This is a genomic window from Streptomyces sp. NPDC048434, from assembly GCF_043200375.1.
Classification (GTDB): domain Bacteria; phylum Actinomycetota; class Actinomycetes; order Streptomycetales; family Streptomycetaceae; genus Streptomyces.
Window position 1 is genome coordinate 92,325 of record NZ_JBICXQ010000014.1, and the last position, 16,291, is coordinate 108,615.

The following is a 16,291-nucleotide window of genomic DNA, read 5'->3' on the forward strand; positions in this document are numbered from 1 at the left end:
CTGCCCGCCGTCCGGACGGACGGGGCGCCGTCGCCGCGATCCGGCCGACGCGGCCGGGAGTCTGCCGTTGACGGCCCTCCACGGCAATCCTAAGGTCTTGCATAGGATTCCTTGAGCGGCGGGAGCGCGCGATGGCAGGCACGGGCAACGAGCAGGCGAGGAAGACGGCCGAGGGGCTGGTGTACACCACCGGCTTCGGCAACGAGCACAGCTCGGAGGCCGTCCCTGGCGCGCTGCCGGTGGGCCGCAACTCCCCCCAGCGCGCACCGCTCGGCCTGTATGCCGAGCAGCTCAGCGGGTCCGCGTTCACCGAACCGCGCGACCACAACCACCGCTCCTGGCTCTACCGCATCCGCCCGTCGGCCGCGCATCCGCCGTTCGTCCGCGCCGAGCGGCGCGCCCTGCGCTCGGCGCCGTTCACCGACTGCACCCCCGACCCCAACCGGCTGCGCTGGAATCCCCTGCCCGAGCCCGCCGGCCCGGCCGACTTCCTGGACGGGCTGTGGACGCTGGGCGGCAACGGCGACGCCACCCAGCGCACCGGCATGGCCGTCCACCTGTATTACGCCAACACCTCCATGGAGCGGCGGGTGTTCGGCAATGCGGACGGCGAGCTGCTGGTCGTCCCGGAGCACGGCGGGCTGCTGCTGCGCACCGAACTCGGCCTGCTGCACACCGAACCGGGCGAGGTGGCCTTGATCCCGCGCGGCGTCCGTTTCCGTGTCGAGCTGGTGGACGGCACCGCCCGGGGCTATGTCTGCGAGAACTACGGCCGGCCCTTCCAGCTCCCCGACCTGGGCCCGATCGGCGCCAACGGCCTGGCCAACGCCCGGGACTTCCGCGCTCCGGTCGCCGCCTACGAGGACGTCGAGGGCCCCGTCGAGGTCGTGGGCAAGTTCTGCGGCAACCTCTGGACGGCCACCTACGACCACTCGCCGCTGGATGTCGTCGCCTGGCACGGCAACCATGTCCCGTACGTCTACGACCTGCGCCGCTTCAATGTCATCGGCTCGATCAGCTACGACCACCCCGACCCGTCGATCTTCACCGTCCTCACCTCCCCCTCCGACACCGCGGGGCTGGCGGGCGTGGACTTCGTGGCCTTCGCACCGCGCTGGCTGGTCGGCGAGGACACCTTCCGGCCGCCGTACTTCCACCGCAATGTGATGACCGAGTACATGGGGCTGATCGAGGGCGCCTACGACGCCAAGGCCGAGGGTTTCGTCCCGGGCGGCGGCTCCCTGCACAACATGATGTCGGCGCACGGTCCCGACCGGGAGACCTTCGACCGGGCGAGCGCCGCCGAGCTGCGGCCGCAGAAGATCGACGACGGGCTGGCCTTCATGTTCGAGACCCGCTGGCCGCTGACGCTGACCGAGCAGGCCCGGGACGCCGGCCATCTGCAGCGCGGCTACGACGACGTATGGCAGGGTCTTCAGCGCCATTTCCGCCTGTGACACCGGGGAACGCTTCGTGACCACCTTCGCTCCCGACTCGCTCGCCCTGAACCGCAAGCTGCCGCTGTGGTACCAGGTCTCGCAGTCGTTGCGCGCCTCCATACTGGGCCGCTCCCCCGAGGCTCCGCTGCGGCTGCCCACCGAGGACGCGCTCGCCGCGCACTACGGCGTGAGCGTGCTGACCATGCGCCAGGCCCTCAAGGAGCTGGAGGCGGAGGGCCTGATCAGCCGGCACCGGCGCCGTGGCACCTTCATCGAGCCGAGCGCCCAGCGCGGTGCGCCGGTGCGGCTGCTGGGCTCCGTGGACGCGATCGTGGCCCAGCAGTCCGGGATGCGCACCGAGCTGCTGGAGCACGGACTCACCGCGGTGCCGTCCGAACTGTCCGAGTATTTCCCGGACATCGCCGAGGTGGCCGGATTCCGCCGGCTGCGCAGCGACGAGGAGACCGGCGAGCCGACCAACCACGCACACAACTACGTACGCCCCGATGCCGCCGCGCGGATCGACCCGGCGGACCTGCTGCGCTGGCCGATGACGAAGGTGCTGCGGGACGCGGTGGGCGTACGGATCAGCCGGATCACCGACACCGTCGAGGCGCGGCTGGCCGACCCGGAGACCGCCCGGCTGCTGCAGGTCCCGCTGCTCAGCCCGATCCTGCACTACACGGGCATCACCTACGACGAGGACGGGCGCGCGGTCGATGTCGCGCGGATCCACTACCGCGGCGACCGCTTCTCGTTCACGGTCACGCTGGACGCGCACTGACCCGGCCCGCCGGCCGGCACCGGCACCGGGCCACGACGCCGCCGGGCCTCAGATCCGCTCCAGGCTCCGCCCCGTACTGCGCGGACCCAGCAGCGCCACGTCCAGGCACAGCAGCAGCATCAGCACCGCCGAGCCGGTGAACACCGCGGCCGCCCCGAGGTCGTTCAGCACGCTCAGCGCGACGAACGGCAGCACGACCGAGGTGAGCCGGGACAGTGAGTAGGCGATGCCGATCGCGCTGCTGCGCAGGCCGGTGGGGAAGATCTCGGTCTGGTAGACGTGGAAGGCGTTGGAGAACACATTGCTGCACACCGTCAGCAGAAAACCGAAGGTGACGATGGCCCAGGTGGCGGCGGCGAATCCGAAGACCAGACCGCAGCCGGCGATACCGAGCGCCGAGGCGATGATCAGCGTCCGGCGCTCGATCCGGTCGATGAGCGGGATGGACAGCGCGGAGCCGACCGGATAGCCGCAGAAGCTCAGCGCCGCGTACGACAGCGACTCGGTGACGGTGTGGCCCTTCGCCGTGAGCACCACCGGCGCCAGCGACCCGAAGCCGTAGTAGCCGACGGTCTGCAGCACCTGGAAGATCCACCACATGACGGTGCGCCGCCGCTGGTCGCCCCGGAACATCGCGGCCAGCGGCACCTTCCGTTCCGGAACGGTCTCCGCCTCCGGTACCGACGGCAGGCTGCCGCCGCTCTCCCGGGCCACCCGCTCCTCCAGCCCGGCCACGATCCGTTCGGCTTCCCCCTCGCGCCCGCGCACCGTCAACCACCGTGGCGACTCCGGGAGTTGGCGGCGCATCAACTGGATGAACGCGGCGCCCAGCGCACCGGCGACCAGCAGCCAGCGCCATCCGTCGACGCCCAGCGGCTGATGTGCGGCCACCAGCCGGGCACCGAGCAGCGCGGCGACCGGAACACCGAGGAACCCGACGGTGTACGCATAGGCGATATAGCGGCCGCGTACCGCCCGGGGCAGGAACTCCGCGAGATAGGTGTCCACCAGCACGAGTTCGGCGCCCAGTCCGAGACCGGACAAAAAGCGCAGCGCAAGGAGCCAGGACAGGTTCGGCGCGGCGGCGCACAGCAGCGAGAAGAACGAGTACGCCGCCAGGTTGATCATGAACATCCGGCGCCGCCCGAAGCGGTCGGCGAGCACCGACAGCACATTCGCGCCGACGAACATCCCGAGGAAGCCCGCGGCGATCACCCAGGATTTCGCGATGTGCCCGAGGTGCCACTGTTCGGCGAGTACCGCGGCCAGCACCCCGCCGAGAAAGATCTCATAGAGGTCGAAGAACGCGCCGATGCCGACGATGAGGGTGATCCGGCGGTGCCACCGGGACGGCGGCAGCCGGTCCAGCCGTGCCGCGGCCCGGATGCCGGGAGTCCCCCCGCGCCGTTCAGGCGTGGAGGAGGTGGTGTCCGTCATGGCGGTCCTCCCCTGAGCAGGTCCCGGCGCAGCACGGAGCCAGGTCCGCACCGCGTGGTCGGGCGTACGGCGAGGACCGTACTCCTTCAAGATCAGCAAGTGGAAGACCGCGTGCACGCCTGCCGGGGACGGTGAACGTGGCCTGCGGATTCGATATCGCCGCGGGGCCGGTGGATACCATGCCCGGGTCAACCGAACGGTCCGGGAGGGGCTCCGCGTGACGGCGAAGCAGGACGCGCCACGGCTGTCCGATCTCATGCCGTGGTCCGTGGCGCCGCTGCGGCTCGGCCGCTCCTGGGTGCTGGCGCCGGATCCGGCCACGCTGCGCGCCCGCTGGGCGGCACTGGTGAAAGCCGAGGACGCGGCGGCCCGCGAGCGGCTGTTCCGGCCGTCCCGGGCCCGTACCCTGCACTCCGCCGTCGGCCAACTGCCGGGCCAGGCCACGGCGACCGAGCGGCTGTACCGGGCGGACGGGCCGTGCCCCGAGCCGGTGCGGGTGGTGCACGGCCCCTTCGACCAGCAGTGGCTGCTGCCCGATCACCGGCTGATCGACGGCGCGCGGCCGGAGCTGTGGCGGGTGGCGGACGAACGGCAGCTTTTCGTGGTCGAGTGGGGGCACGTGCCACAGGCTCCCGGACCCGCGGTGGTGTGCTCCGCACTGCTGCCCGACGGCCGTTCGCCGGCCGGCCGGCCGGGACGGATCCGTCCGCTCTACCGGCGGCCCGGCGGTCAGGAGCCCAATCTCGCCCCGGGTCTGCTCGCTCTGCTCGGCCGGCGCCTGGACCGCCCGGCCGGGCCGGCGGATCTGCTCGCCTGGCTCACCGCGAGCGCCCACCACTCCCCCGACGGCTGCACGGTGCCGCTCACCGCCGACCCGGAGCTCTGGGACCGCGGCGTCGCGCTCGGCGAGCGGCTGCTGTGGTTCGCCACCCGGGGCGCCCACGGACGCGGGCCCGACGGCGGGCACGGCGCCGGGCGGCCCCGGATGCCGGGCGGCCGGCGCCCGTACGTACGCTCCGCACTCCCCGCGCGCGGGCTGCCCCAGGACGTCGCCTACGACCCGGAGGAGGAGGCACTGCTGCTCGACGACGGCCGGATCTCACCGGTGCCGCCGGGCGCCTGGGACTTCCTCGCGGGCGGCGTACGCGTCCTGGAGACGTGGCTGGCCGAGCGCACGGGCACGGCCGCGGCGGGGACGGAGGTGCCCGAGGCCGGTTCGCTGGCGGCGCTGCGCCCCACGGACTGGCCGCAGGAGTGGACCTCGGAGCTGCTGGAACTGATCACCGTTTTGGCGCTGTTGTCCGAACTCCAGCCGCAGTGCGAGAAGTTGCGGCGGAACACGGAGGACGGTCCGCAGCTGACGGCGGGCGAACTGCGGGCAGCCGGCATCGTCCCGGCGCCGGTCTCCGCACACCGCCCGGCCTCCGTGCTCGACCACCACGAGGAGGGCCCGGAGGGGCAGTTCGCGCTGCTGTGAGCGACCCGGCCGGGCCGGGGCCGCCGGCACCGGGTCGGCCTCCACCGGGCGGGACCGGCAGCGCGGCGCCATGGACAAAAAAACCACCCGTCGCAGAGCAACGGGTGGTGGGGAGGGGTGCGCCGGCCGGGCGGGGACGGGGCCGGGCGGTGGAGCGGGTGCCGCACGGCATCTCCGGGGCAAGGACTCCCGCCCCGGCGAGCACACCGACGAGCTGCCGGCGCACCGGGCCTGACGAGCGATCGGACCGCAGTGCCGCGCCGGGACGGTGTGATCGCCCGAGATGCCGCTTCAGAAGCGGATCAGCCGTGACCCCCGAACAGCGAGCGCCGCAGCCTGCGCAGCGGTGCGAACAGCGACACCCTGGCACTGCGGCCGTTCCTCGTTCGCGAGCGATCACGTGCGGTGAGCTCCTGCATCAGCGACGTCGCCCCCTCCGCGTCACGCTGCGGGACGGCGGGACCACCCAGCACCGCGAGATGACGGTCGAGACGCGCACTGGACGCACTGCTCCCGCAGTTGATGGCAGGGACTCGCGCCCTGCTACGCACTGTTATCTGTTCCATGACTCTCCCCACCCTACGAGGGCACCCGGCCCGGGCAGGGTAACCCTATCTCTCTTGGAGGACACGCGTGCAGACCGGTCAACGGATTCACCTGCCTCGCCTTGACGTTGACGAACACCATACGGAATGCCTCGTACACCGCATGGACCAGGGCGAGTTGAGCGTCAACGGGCTGCGCCGAAGCCCTGGGGAGCACCTGACGGGCCGCCAGGACGCACAAGGAGAGACCCGGATCCCGCTGCCTCTCCCCGGCGCCCGGCGAGCGGATGATTACGCAGCGGAGGCGAACACCGGCAGATAGCCGCCGGACTGTCCGGTGGCGGTGGGGTGGTAGGACTCCAGGACGGGGAAGGTCACGCTGTGCAGCCAGGCGCTGCCGGAGCACAGCTCATGGCCGGAGAACGTGGCGTTGACGTCGGCGAAGGTGAAGCCGTGGTCGGCGGCCCGCTTGGCGGTGACGCCGTTGATGTCGTCGGCGGCCCCGTTGATCGCGGTACGGGACTTGTCGGACAGGCCGGCGATACAGCTGCCGCCGATCTTGTAGAAGTGGGGATAGCCCACGACCACCACATGTGCGGCCGGAGCCTTCTGGGAGATGGCGCTGTACACCCCGTCGAGCTGACCGGGCAGGGTGTTGTCGATGTAGGCCCTGGCCTGGGCCACCCTGGCCAGGCAGGCGCTCTCGCCCTGGAGCGCACAGGTCGTCATGGTGTCGGCGAAACCGGCGTCGTTGCCGCCGATGGTGATGCTGACCAGGCCGGTGGAGCTGTTGAGCGGGGCGAGCTGACCGCTCAGAACGTCACCCGTTCGGGCGCCGGAACAGGCGGTGAACTGGAAGGAGGAGGGGGAATGCGCGGCGGCCCACAGGGCCGGGTAGGCCTTGGTGCTGCGCTTGCAGGAGCCGCTGGCGCCGTCGTAGCTGCCGGCTCCGACACCGGAGGAGTAGGAGTCGCCGAGGGCCACATAGCCCGTGGCGATGGGGAGTTGAGCGGACGCGGCGGCGCTCGCGCCGGTGAGCGCGAGCGCCGAGGTGACGAAGAAGGCGGATGTCAAGGCCGCGAATCGGGACAGTCTCATGGAACCTCCCTTAGCAGGATCTCTGCCACATTCGTCGTAGCAAAACTCGCCGGTAGCCGGAAGTGTCCATGCCAAAACTCATCAGCAGTTCACGGCAAATATGCCGATCCGGAGGGATATTCACGGCCCGTCACGCCCGTACCGGCCGCTTCCAGCACGGCCGACGACGGCGAGCGCACGGGTCCCTGCCGGGCGGCGCACGGGGGGTCCTCCGCGCCAGGGCCGGTGTCCGGCCGGCCGGTCAGTCCTCGGGGAGGTGTCGGCGGCGGGCGAGGCCGGGAACGAGGAGGGCGGTGGCCGCGATGAAGACGGCCACCAACAGGATCACCAGCGTCGGACGGGTCCCCAGCCCGAGCAGTCCGGCGCCGAGGAGGCCGCCGGCGAACATCGCGGAGACCGAGAACAGCCGGCGGCCCCCGGCGTGGCTGCCGTACCCCAGTTTCTTGTCGCGCCCCACCGGTGACCCGCTGACCAGGGCCGTCATGGCCCGGGTCTCCACCGTCGTCGTGAGGTCGGGGGCGGCGGCCCGTATGGCGGTGACATTGCGCATGCCCATCGCCACCGCCATCAGCCCGATGACGGCATAGCGCCGGCCCGGCGGCAGCGCCCGGGCCGGTCCCGACTCCCATGCGGCCGCCGCGGCGGCGACCAGCAGCGTCGCCTCCGTGGCCAGCGCGACCGGGAACCACTGGCGCTGCCGCGCGGCCAGCCCCGACTCCATCCGGGCCCCGAGCGCCGCGCCCAGGACGAAGGCGCCGAGCGACACCACCGTCGCCAGGACCGGCAGTCCGCCCTGCCCGGCGATACCGAAGCCGAGGAAGAGCAGATTGCCGGTCTGGGTGGCGGTGAAGACCTGACCGAGCGCCAGAAAGCTGACGGCGTCGAGCACCCCGGTGGCCACGGTCAGGCCCACCATGATCACCGTCAGGGCGATTCCGCTCGGCGGCTCCACGGACACGGCTCCTTCCGGCGGTCACCTCACCTCGCGGCACGTCCCCCCAGTCTCCGGACGGCCGCCCCGCACTGCCGCCATTGCGCCGTCCGAGGGCGGCCCGCCCCGTCCGAGAGCGGGCCCGTGGAACCCGCACCCCTCGTACGGTTGCGTAGGTTTCCGGCCTTCTTCGTGTCTTGACGGTGCTCCGAGCGTTGCGCGACATTGAGGCCCGGCATCCGGCGCTTATGGGGGGCAAAGCTGCCAATGCACACCAAGACCATCGCTCGTCACGGCTCGTACGACCGGCCGCCACCCGATGAACGGCCGATGAGCGCCACCGCGTCACTGGTCGCGGGGGCGGCGGCCGGCATCGGCGTCATGGGAGCCGTCCTCGCGCTCGCCGACATCGGCTCGCCCCTCCGTGCGCCGTTCACGCTCTTCTTCCTGCTGATGGCACCGGCCGCCGCGCTCGCCGCGGTGCTCGGCCGGATGGATCCGCTCGGCCGTGCGGTCGCCGCCGGCGCCGGGGCGCTGGCCGTCGATCTGCTGGTGGCACAGGCCATGCTCGCGCTGCATCTGTGGTCACTGCGCGGCGGCGTCCTCGCGGTGGCGGCGCTCAGCGGCGCCCTGTTGCTGGTCAGCGCGGTCCGACGGCGGGCCGGCCGGGCCCCCGGAAGCCGGGCGGGCTGAGATGGACGTGACGGTGTACCGCCCCGGCGAACTGACCGGGGCCGACCGGAGTGCCTGGACCGCCCTGCAGTCCCGGGCGCGGTCCCTGGGGGCGCCACAGCTGGCGAACCCGTTCCTCTCCCCCGAGTTCGCGCTGGCCGTCGGCCGCTGCCGGAGCGGGGTGCGGATCGCGGTGCTCCACCAGGACGGCGGGCCGGCCGCGTTTCTGCCCTTCCAGCGCTCGGCGCTCGGTACCGGGCGGGCGATCGGCCTCGGCGTCTCGGATGCCCAGGGGCTGGTGCACCGGCCCGGGCTCCGGTGGGACGCCCGGGAGCTGCTGCGGGCCTGCGGGCTGTCGGTGCTGGAGTTCGATCACCTGGTGGCCTGTCAGAACCCTTTCGAGACGGCCTCCTTCAGCGGTCACGCCTCACCCGTCATCGACGTGGACCAGGGCTACGAGGCCTATCTGACGGGGCTGCGGGCCCGGTCGCCGAAGTTCGCCCGGACCACCCTCGCCAAGGAACGCAAGCTCGGCCGGGACATCGGGCCGCTGCGCTATGTCCACGACGAGCGCGACCCGGCGGCGCTGCGGACGCTCATGCGGTGGAAGTCCGCGCAGTACCGCAGGACGGGGCGCAGCGACCGCTTTGCGCACCCCTGGATCGTCCGGCTCGTGCAGCAGCTGTTCCACACCCGTACCGCGTCGTTCGCGGGGCTGCTGTCGGTGCTGTACGCGGGCGAGCGGCCGGTCGCGGCGCACTTCGGGCTGCGTTCGGAGTCCGTACTCGCCTGCTGGTTCCCGGCCTACGACCCGGAGTTCGCGAAGTTCTCCCCCGGGCTGGTGCTGCATCTGCGGATGGCGCAGGCGGCGGCCGCCGACTCCATGGGGTATCTCGACCTGGGGCGCGGCGCGAAGGATTACAAGGACTCCCTCAAGACCCGTGAACTCGTGGTGTCCGAGGGGTGGGTGATGCGGCGGCATCCGGTGGCGCTGGGGCATCGGGCGCGGCGCGCGCCGGTGCGTGCGCTGCGCAATGCGGTGCTGGCCAGGCCGGAGCTGTTCGCGTCCGCAGACGGCCTGCTCAAGCGGGTGGGCCGGATCCGGTCGGGGCGATGACACCTCACCGGCAGCAGCCGTCCGCGCCCGTCTTTTCCCCGGGTTCAAGACGGCGCAACGGGGCGTGCGCCGGTGCATAAATACGGGCGTGCCCCCGAGTGCCCCGGTCAGTTGCCGCAAAGGGTATTTGACGTGGAAGGTCGTGCCCTACAGTCCCAGTCATCAATACCGACGCACATCCACCCGCATCGGACGATCATCGCAAGACGGCTCTTGGGGAGAGCCCGAGCGACACGATGAAGCGACCGGTGCGGTGCGCGGTGGGGGGGGTCCCGTGCGCTCGGTCTTCGCTGGCTGATCACAGCTTGCCGATGACCGGGGCACGAGCCGCGCAGCCGGAAACACGTATGCCAGCTCGCCCTGTTCGGACGGTGATCCCTGCCGTGCGACCGGGGTGTGAACCCCCCTTTCGACCCGGATAACCACACGGACCGCCCGGGGGTGGGCGGTCCACCGGACGAGAGGGCAAGAAACCCGATGAGCTCGTTCCTTCGCCCGGCCGATGCGGAAGAACCGCCGCTGACGCTGCTGCCGGACCAGGCCGTCTACCGTCCCGTTTCCTCACATCTGGCCATCGCTCCACCGGTCAGTGTCGTCATTCCGGCGATGAATGAAGCGGAAAATCTCCCGTATGTCTTCAAGACCCTGCCGGACTGGATCCATGAAGTGATCCTGGTCGACGGGAATTCCACCGATGACACGGTCCGGGTCGCCCGTGACCTGTGGCCGGGCGTCACCGTCGTACCGCAGCGCGGCAAGGGCAAGGGGGACGCGCTGATCAGCGGTTTCGCGGCCTGCACGGGCGAGATCATCGTGATGATCGACGCGGACGGGTCGGCCGACGGCGGCGAGATCCTCAGCTATGTCTCGGCACTGGTGTCCGGGGCCGACTTCGCCAAGGGCTCGCGGTTCGCCAACGGCGGCGGCACGGACGATATGACGCCCGTCCGCAAGCTCGGCAACCGCGTGCTCACGGCCGTCGTCAACACCAAGTTCGGCGCCCGCTACACCGATCTCTGCTACGGGTACAACGCCTTCTGGCGGCACTGCCTGGACGAAATAGCCCTGGACTGCGCCGGGTTCGAGGTCGAGACGCTGATGAACATCCGGGTGGTCAAGGCCGGGCTGCGGGTACAGGAGATCCCCAGCCACGAGTACAACCGCATCCACGGCGTCAGCAATCTGCGGGCGGTACGGGACGGACTGCGGGTGCTGAGAGTGATCCTGCGCGAGCGGGGCTCCCGAAGAAACCGGGCGGTCCGGCCGGCGCTGATCACCGGGAACACCCGGTGAGCGGGGCGAGACCGGCGGCCGGCCCGGCACCGCGGATCTCCGTCGTCATCTGCGTCCACACCGAGGACCGGTGGGACGACATCCTCGCCGCGGTGGCGTCGGTGGGCGACCAGTCCCGTCCCGCCCATGAGCTGCTGCTGGTGGTGGACCATCACCCCGCCCTGCTGACCCGGCTCAGGGAGCACTTCAGGGGCGCTCACGCGGGCGCATCCGCTTCCGGTGCTCCCGCAACTCCCTTGCGGATCATGGCCAATTCGGGCCCCCGTGGGCTCTCCGCAGGGCGTAACACCGGTATCGCCGTGGCCGACGGCGAGATCATCGCCTTTCTGGACGACGATGCGGTGGCCGAGCGGGACTGGCTGCGCCACTTCGCGGCGGCCTACGCGGATCCGGCGGTGATGGCGGTCGGCGGACGCACCGAGCCGGTCTGGGCGTCCGGCCGCCGGCCGGTGTGGTTCCCCGAGGAGTTCGACTGGGTGGTGGGCTGTACGTACCGCGGTCTGCCGCCGGGCACGGTGCGGGTGCGCAATGTCCTGGGCGGCAATGCGTCCTTCCGCAAGGTGGCGTTCGAGCGCGTCGGCGGGTTCGCCGTCGGGATCGGCCGGGATGCCGGCCGGCGGCCGCTGGGCTGCGAGGAGACCGAGCTGTGCATCCGGATCAGCCGCGCCCTGCCGGATGCCGTGCTGCTGATCGACGACCGGTCGGTCATCCATCACCGGGTCCCCGCCGAACGGGAGCGGTTCGACTACTTCCGCAGCCGGGCGTATGCCGAGGGCCTGTCCAAGGCACTGGTGACCCGCAGCGTCGGCGCGCGGGACGGGCTGGCGACCGAGCGGCGGTATACGACCCGGGTGCTGCCCGTGGGGGTGCTGCGCGGGGTCCGCGACGCACTGCTGCGACGGCCGGGCGGCGCCGGCCGGGCGGGCGCGATCGTGGCCGGGGTGGCGGCCGCGGCGGCCGGCTATGCGTGGGGCACCGTACGGGCCCGTGGAAAGCCCGTGGGAAGGACGGGAGTCGGGGGGCGGGCGGATGCCGAGGCCCTGGGAACGGCCCCGGCGCCCGAGGGGGCGGCGGCATGAGCGAACGCCCGCCCGCGGTGCCGATTTTGATGTACCACGCGGTGAGCGACGCCCCGACACCCGCCGTACGGGAGCTGTCCGTGCCGCCCGAGGCCTTCGCCGCGCAGCTCGCGGTACTGGCCGACGGCGGCTTCACCCCGCTGACCACCGCCGCACTCGCGGCGGCCTGGCGGGGCGGCGGGCCGCTGCCGGCCAAGCCGGTGCTGATCACCTTCGACGACGGCTACGAAGGCGTGTACCGGCACGCGCTGCCCGCCCTTGCCCGGTACGGCTTCCCGGCCACCCTCTTCGTATCGACCGGGTGGCTGCGCGGCCCGTACGACACCGGGGGCGCCCTGGACACCATGCTCGACTGGGACCAGGTGCGGAAACTGACCGCGGCCGGTGTGGAGATCGGCGGGCACAGCCACAGCCATCCGCAGCTGGACAACCTCGGTGACACGCGGCTGCGGCACGAGGTGCTGCGCTGCAAGGAGATCATCACCGAGCAGGTGGGGGCCCCGCCGGAGTCCTTTGCCTACCCGTACGGCCACTCCAGCCGGCGGGTACGGCGGACGGTGCGCGCCCTGGGGTTCCGGCAGGGGCTCGCGGTGGGCAATGCGCTCGCGGCCCGCCGTCAAGGGCCGTACGCCCTGGCGCGGCTGACGGTGCGGCGCCGTACGGACACCGAGGAGTTCACCCGGATCGTCGAGGGCCGCGGCCTGGTCCGCGCCTTCGCCCGGGACCGTGTGCTCACCCAGGGGTACGCGGTGGTCCGCAGGTCGCGGCAGGCGGTCCGGCTGTGCACACCGGGCCGCTGAGCACACCGCGGCACGCCCGCGGCGGAAGAAGCGGAAGTTGCGGAAGAAGGGGCAGCGGAGCCGGTGTCTGACACCACCACCAGGGCCGAGGAGCACACGGAACCGGAACCACCGGGAGGCGACGGCCGCAGGCTTCGCCTCCCGGGGCGGGGCGGCGGAAGTCCGCTGTTCCGCAACGCCTATGCGCTGATGCTCAACACCGGCGTCTCCGGGCTGCTCGGCCTGGGGTTCTGGCTGATCGCGGCCCGCTACTACACGGAGTCCGCGGTCGGCCAGGGCTCGGCGGCCATCGCCGCGATGAAGCTGCTGGCCGGGCTGACGGCGGTGACGCTGACCGGTGCGCTGGCCCGCTTCATCCCGGTCGCCGGGCGGCACACCGGCCGGCTGGTACTGCGGACCTATGCGGGCAGTTCGGTCGTGGTGGCCGCCGCCGCGGCCGTCTTTCTGCTCACCCTCGACCTCTGGGGGCCCTCCTACCGCTTTCTGCACGGGACGCTGAACGGCCTGGGCTTCCTTCTGGCCGTGGTCGCCTGGTCGTTGCTCACCCTGCAGGACGGGGTGCTGACCGGGCTGCGCAGTGCCCTGTGGGTGCCGGTGGGCAATCTCTCCTTCTCCACGGTGAAGCTGGGGCTGCTGGTGGTCTTCGCCGCCGCGCTCCCCACCGCCGGGGTCTTCGCCTCGTGGGCCGCGGCGATCGCGGTATCGGTGATTCCGCTGGGCTGGCTGGTGTTCCGGCGGCTGGTGCCCCGGCATGTGCGGGCCACACACCGCACCGCCCGGCCGCCGTCGCTCAAGGAGATGGGCCGCTTCCTGGCCGGCGACTACACCGGGTCGCTGTTCTCGCTGGCCGTGGTCTACCTCGTGCCGGTACTGGTGGCCTCGCAGGTCAGCGCGGCCGACAACGCGTACTTCTACATCACCACCACCATCGGTGGCACGGTCAATCTGCTCGCCCTCAACATGGGAGCCTCGCTGACCGTCGAGGGGGCCCACGACCCGGCGCAGCTGGCCCACCACACCCGGGCCGCGCTGCGGCGGATGGCCCGCATCATGCTCCCGGTCTGTGCCGTCCTGTTCCTCGGCGCACCCCATCTGCTGGGGATCTTCGGCCCGGGGTACGCGGAGGCGGCGACGCCGCTGCTGCGCTGGTTCGCGGTGGGGGCCGCGCTGCGGGTCGTGATGGAGGTGCACTTCGCCGTGCTGCGCGCCCAGAGCCGTACGTCCGGACTGGCCGCGCTGCAGGGACTGTTGTGTGTACTGGTGCTCGGGCTGACACTGGTGCTGCTGCCGCGGATGGGGCTGACCGGAGCCGGTGTCGCCGAGATCTCCAGCCTGACGGTGATCGTCGCGATCGCGGGCGTCCGGCTGAGCCGGGTGCTGCGCGGGGCGGTGTCCGCGCCACCCACCCGGACACCGGCGGGCGGGCTCGCCCCCGACGGGGATCTGGCGGATCTGGCCGTCCACGGGGACCTGGGGGATGCGGTGCGGGTGCAGGGGGCGCAGGGCGGACCGGCGGCCACCGCCGTGCGCCGCTCCCTGCTCGGGGGCGGACCGTCCCGCGCACTCCTCGTGCGCCTCCGGAGCCGCCCCGACCTCGCCGTCTGGGCGCTGCTGGCCACCGCGCTCGCGCTGTTCTGGCTGCCGCTGCGCGGGATGGGCGAGGCCGCGCTGGACCGGATGAACGGGCTCGGGCTGATCTCGGTGCTGCCCGCGGCGACGCTCGCCGGGGTGGTGCTGCTGGTGGCGGCCTTCGGCGCGGCGCTGTGGCTCTCCCGGCAGCGGCGGGCGCTGCTCGCCGCGGTGCTGCTGCTGACGGTGGTGGCGCTGCATGCGCTGCCGGCCGTACTGGAGAGCGAGCCGCGCTTCCCGACGGCCTGGCAGCATCTGGGTTTCCTGGACTACCTCGGCAGAACCGGCTCCGCGGTCCCGGACCTGGACGCCCGCTGGAGCTGGCCCGGCTTCTTCGCCGCGGTGCAGTTCGTCGCCGGGGCCTGCGGGGTCACCGACTTCACCGAGGTGCTGCGCTGGTGGCCGCTGACCGTGCAACTCCTCTACCTGGCACCGCTGTTCCTCCTTCTCCAGGCGGTACGGGCGAGCTGGCGGGCGAAGTGGTGCGCGGTCTGGCTGTTCGCGCTGTGCGGCTGGGTCGGCCAGGACTACTTCTCCCCGCAGGGGTTCACCTACCTCCTCTACCTCGCGTTCGTGGCGATCCTGCTGGTGTGGTTCCGCGAGCCACGGCCCACGTGGGGTATCCGACGGCCGGGCGAGGCGGAGGTGCGGCCGGCCGGCCGCGGCCAGCTGGTGACGCTGCTCGGCGTGCTGATCGCGCTGTTCGCGGCATCGGTGGCGGGCCATCAGCTCACCCCGTTCGTGATGCTCGGTGTGCTGACCGTCCTGGTGCTCGCCCGCCGCTCCAGCCTCTACGGCCTGCCGCTGCTGCTCGGCGTACTGGTCGTCGCCTGGGTCGGGTTCCTGGCCGAGCCCTACTGGTCGGGCCACTTCGACGAGCTGTTCGGCGGGCTCGGCGGCATCGGCGGCAATGTCTCCTCGTCCGTCACGGACCGGATCGGCGGCGGCGACCCCACGCACAAGCTGGTGCTCTACACCCGGGTGGCGCTGGCGGGCGGGGTACTGGCGCTGGCCTGCTGGGGAGTGCTGCGACGGCGGGCGACCGGCTTCGCCGAACGCGCGCTGCCGGTGCTGACCTTCGTGCCCTTCCTGGCGTTCGGGATGCAGTCCTACGGCGGCGAAATGGCGCTGCGGGTCTTTCTGTTCGCGCTGCCCGGCGCCGGTGTGCTGGCCGCACTGGCCCTGTTCCCGCGCGACACCGGCACCCGGCGCGGTCTCGGGCCGCTCGCCGCGCTGCTGACGGGCCTGATCCTGACCATCGGCTTCCTCGTCGCCCGCTGGGGCAACGAGCCGTTCGAACGGATCCGGCCGGGCGAGGTCGCGGCGATGGACTACCTCTACGCGCACGACCGGCCGACCGTGCGGCTGCTCTGGCTGAGCAGCGACCCCGTCAACAGCGTCACCCCGGCGATGCCCTGGGGCGCCAAGGACATGGAGCGGGTGCAGTACGAACCGGCCCTGGCGCCCCGCGATCCGGACCGGGTGGGCCCGGTCGTGACCGCCCTGCGGAACGCGGGGCCGCAGTCGTACCTCATCGTCAACCATGGCCAGTCGGAGTCGCTGCGGCTGGACTCCGGGTACCGCACGGACTGGGAAGCGGGGCTGCGCGCGGCCCTGGACCGGCGCCCCGAGCTGCGGCGGGTGCTGGCCAACCCGCAGGCGGCGGTGTACGAGCTGACGCGGCGCCCAGCGGGCGAGGTCCCGCCGCCCCGGCCGGGCCGGGCCGGGCCGCAGGTGACCTGGACCCCGTGGTCGGTGCTGGGTGCGCTGGCGGCGCTCGCCCTGACCGTGGTGCTGGCGGCCCGCGAGGTGCTCCGGGTGGCGGTCGCCCCGAGCGTGCGGCAACTGCACTGGATCCAGGGGCTGTTCTGGTTCTCGCTGCCGCTGCTGCTGGTGTTTCTGGCATCGCTGGTGCAGCGGTTCCTGACGATGTCGTGAGGGACGACGACGGGCCGGGGGCCCGAGACGTGGTTCGGCACCCTCAGGGCAT

General features: G+C 72.2%; 13 protein-coding genes. 9 read left to right on the forward strand and 4 right to left on the reverse strand.

The genetic code is table 11. The features are described from left to right. Nucleotides 1-131: 131 nt before the first annotated feature. Both hmgA and ACGFWI_RS18375 read left to right on the forward strand, forming a co-directional pair. Nucleotides 132-1,457: a homogentisate 1,2-dioxygenase gene (gene hmgA / locus ACGFWI_RS18370; RefSeq protein WP_393907000.1), complete on the forward strand. Its 1,326-nt coding sequence runs from the start codon at nt 132-134 to the stop codon at nt 1,455-1,457. 16 nt (nt 1,458-1,473) lie between these two features. After that, nucleotides 1,474-2,223: a GntR family transcriptional regulator gene (locus ACGFWI_RS18375; protein ID WP_393907001.1), complete on the forward strand. Its 750-nt coding sequence runs from the start codon at nt 1,474-1,476 to the stop codon at nt 2,221-2,223. Between the two features lie 48 nt (nt 2,224-2,271). On the opposite strand, the gene ACGFWI_RS18380 is transcribed toward ACGFWI_RS18375, so the two are convergent. Continuing rightward, complete coding sequence (locus ACGFWI_RS18380; RefSeq protein WP_393907002.1) at nt 2,272-3,660, reverse strand: MFS transporter; 1,389 nt, start codon at nt 3,658-3,660, stop codon at nt 2,272-2,274. A 217-nt stretch (nt 3,661-3,877) separates the two neighbouring features. On the opposite strand from ACGFWI_RS18380, the gene ACGFWI_RS18385 reads away from it, so the two are divergent. Beyond that, nucleotides 3,878-5,137 (forward strand): type ISP restriction/modification enzyme, encoded by a 1,260-nt coding sequence (locus ACGFWI_RS18385; RefSeq protein WP_393907003.1) that lies wholly within the window; start codon nt 3,878-3,880, stop codon nt 5,135-5,137. A 302-nt stretch (nt 5,138-5,439) separates the two neighbouring features. On the opposite strand, the gene ACGFWI_RS18390 is transcribed toward ACGFWI_RS18385, so the two are convergent. The 3 genes from ACGFWI_RS18390 to ACGFWI_RS18400 form a co-directional block, all read right to left on the reverse strand. Beyond that, entirely contained in the window at nt 5,440-5,703 is a 264-nt protein-coding gene (locus ACGFWI_RS18390) for a hypothetical protein (RefSeq protein ID WP_393907004.1), read from the reverse strand. A gap of 270 nt (nt 5,704-5,973) precedes the next feature. Next, nucleotides 5,974-6,780, reverse strand: a complete 807-nt coding sequence (locus ACGFWI_RS18395; protein ID WP_393907005.1) for an SGNH/GDSL hydrolase family protein — start codon at nt 6,778-6,780, stop codon at nt 5,974-5,976. Between the two features lie 241 nt (nt 6,781-7,021). After that, complete coding sequence (locus ACGFWI_RS18400; RefSeq protein ID WP_393907006.1) at nt 7,022-7,732, reverse strand: YoaK family protein; 711 nt, start codon at nt 7,730-7,732, stop codon at nt 7,022-7,024. A 246-nt stretch (nt 7,733-7,978) separates the two neighbouring features. Here ACGFWI_RS18400 and ACGFWI_RS18405 point away from each other — a divergent pair, with 246 nt between their 5' ends. The 6 genes from ACGFWI_RS18405 (at nt 7,979) to ACGFWI_RS18430 (ending at nt 16,239) form a co-directional block, all read left to right on the forward strand. Beyond that, nucleotides 7,979-8,404 (forward strand): hypothetical protein, encoded by a 426-nt coding sequence (locus tag ACGFWI_RS18405; protein WP_393907007.1) that lies wholly within the window; start codon nt 7,979-7,981, stop codon nt 8,402-8,404. 1 nt (nt 8,405) lies between these two features. Further along, complete coding sequence (locus tag ACGFWI_RS18410) at nt 8,406-9,500, forward strand: GNAT family N-acetyltransferase (protein WP_393907008.1); 1,095 nt, start codon at nt 8,406-8,408, stop codon at nt 9,498-9,500. Between the two features lie 477 nt (nt 9,501-9,977). Then, a complete protein-coding gene (locus tag ACGFWI_RS18415) occupies nt 9,978-10,793 on the forward strand; it encodes a glycosyltransferase family 2 protein (RefSeq protein WP_393907009.1) in 816 nt (271 codons plus the stop codon). Continuing rightward, complete coding sequence (locus tag ACGFWI_RS18420; RefSeq protein WP_393907010.1) at nt 10,790-11,872, forward strand: glycosyltransferase family 2 protein; 1,083 nt, start codon at nt 10,790-10,792, stop codon at nt 11,870-11,872. The genes ACGFWI_RS18415 and ACGFWI_RS18420 overlap by 4 nt, the downstream gene beginning before the upstream one ends. Next, entirely contained in the window at nt 11,869-12,672 is an 804-nt protein-coding gene (locus tag ACGFWI_RS18425) for a polysaccharide deacetylase family protein (protein ID WP_393907011.1), read from the forward strand. Before ACGFWI_RS18420 ends, ACGFWI_RS18425 begins: the two co-directional genes overlap by 4 nt. A gap of 63 nt (nt 12,673-12,735) precedes the next feature. Then, nucleotides 12,736-16,239, forward strand: coding sequence for a lipopolysaccharide biosynthesis protein (locus ACGFWI_RS18430; protein WP_393907012.1), 3,504 nt, complete (start codon nt 12,736-12,738; stop codon nt 16,237-16,239). The last annotated feature ends 52 nt before the right edge of the window (nt 16,240-16,291 follow it).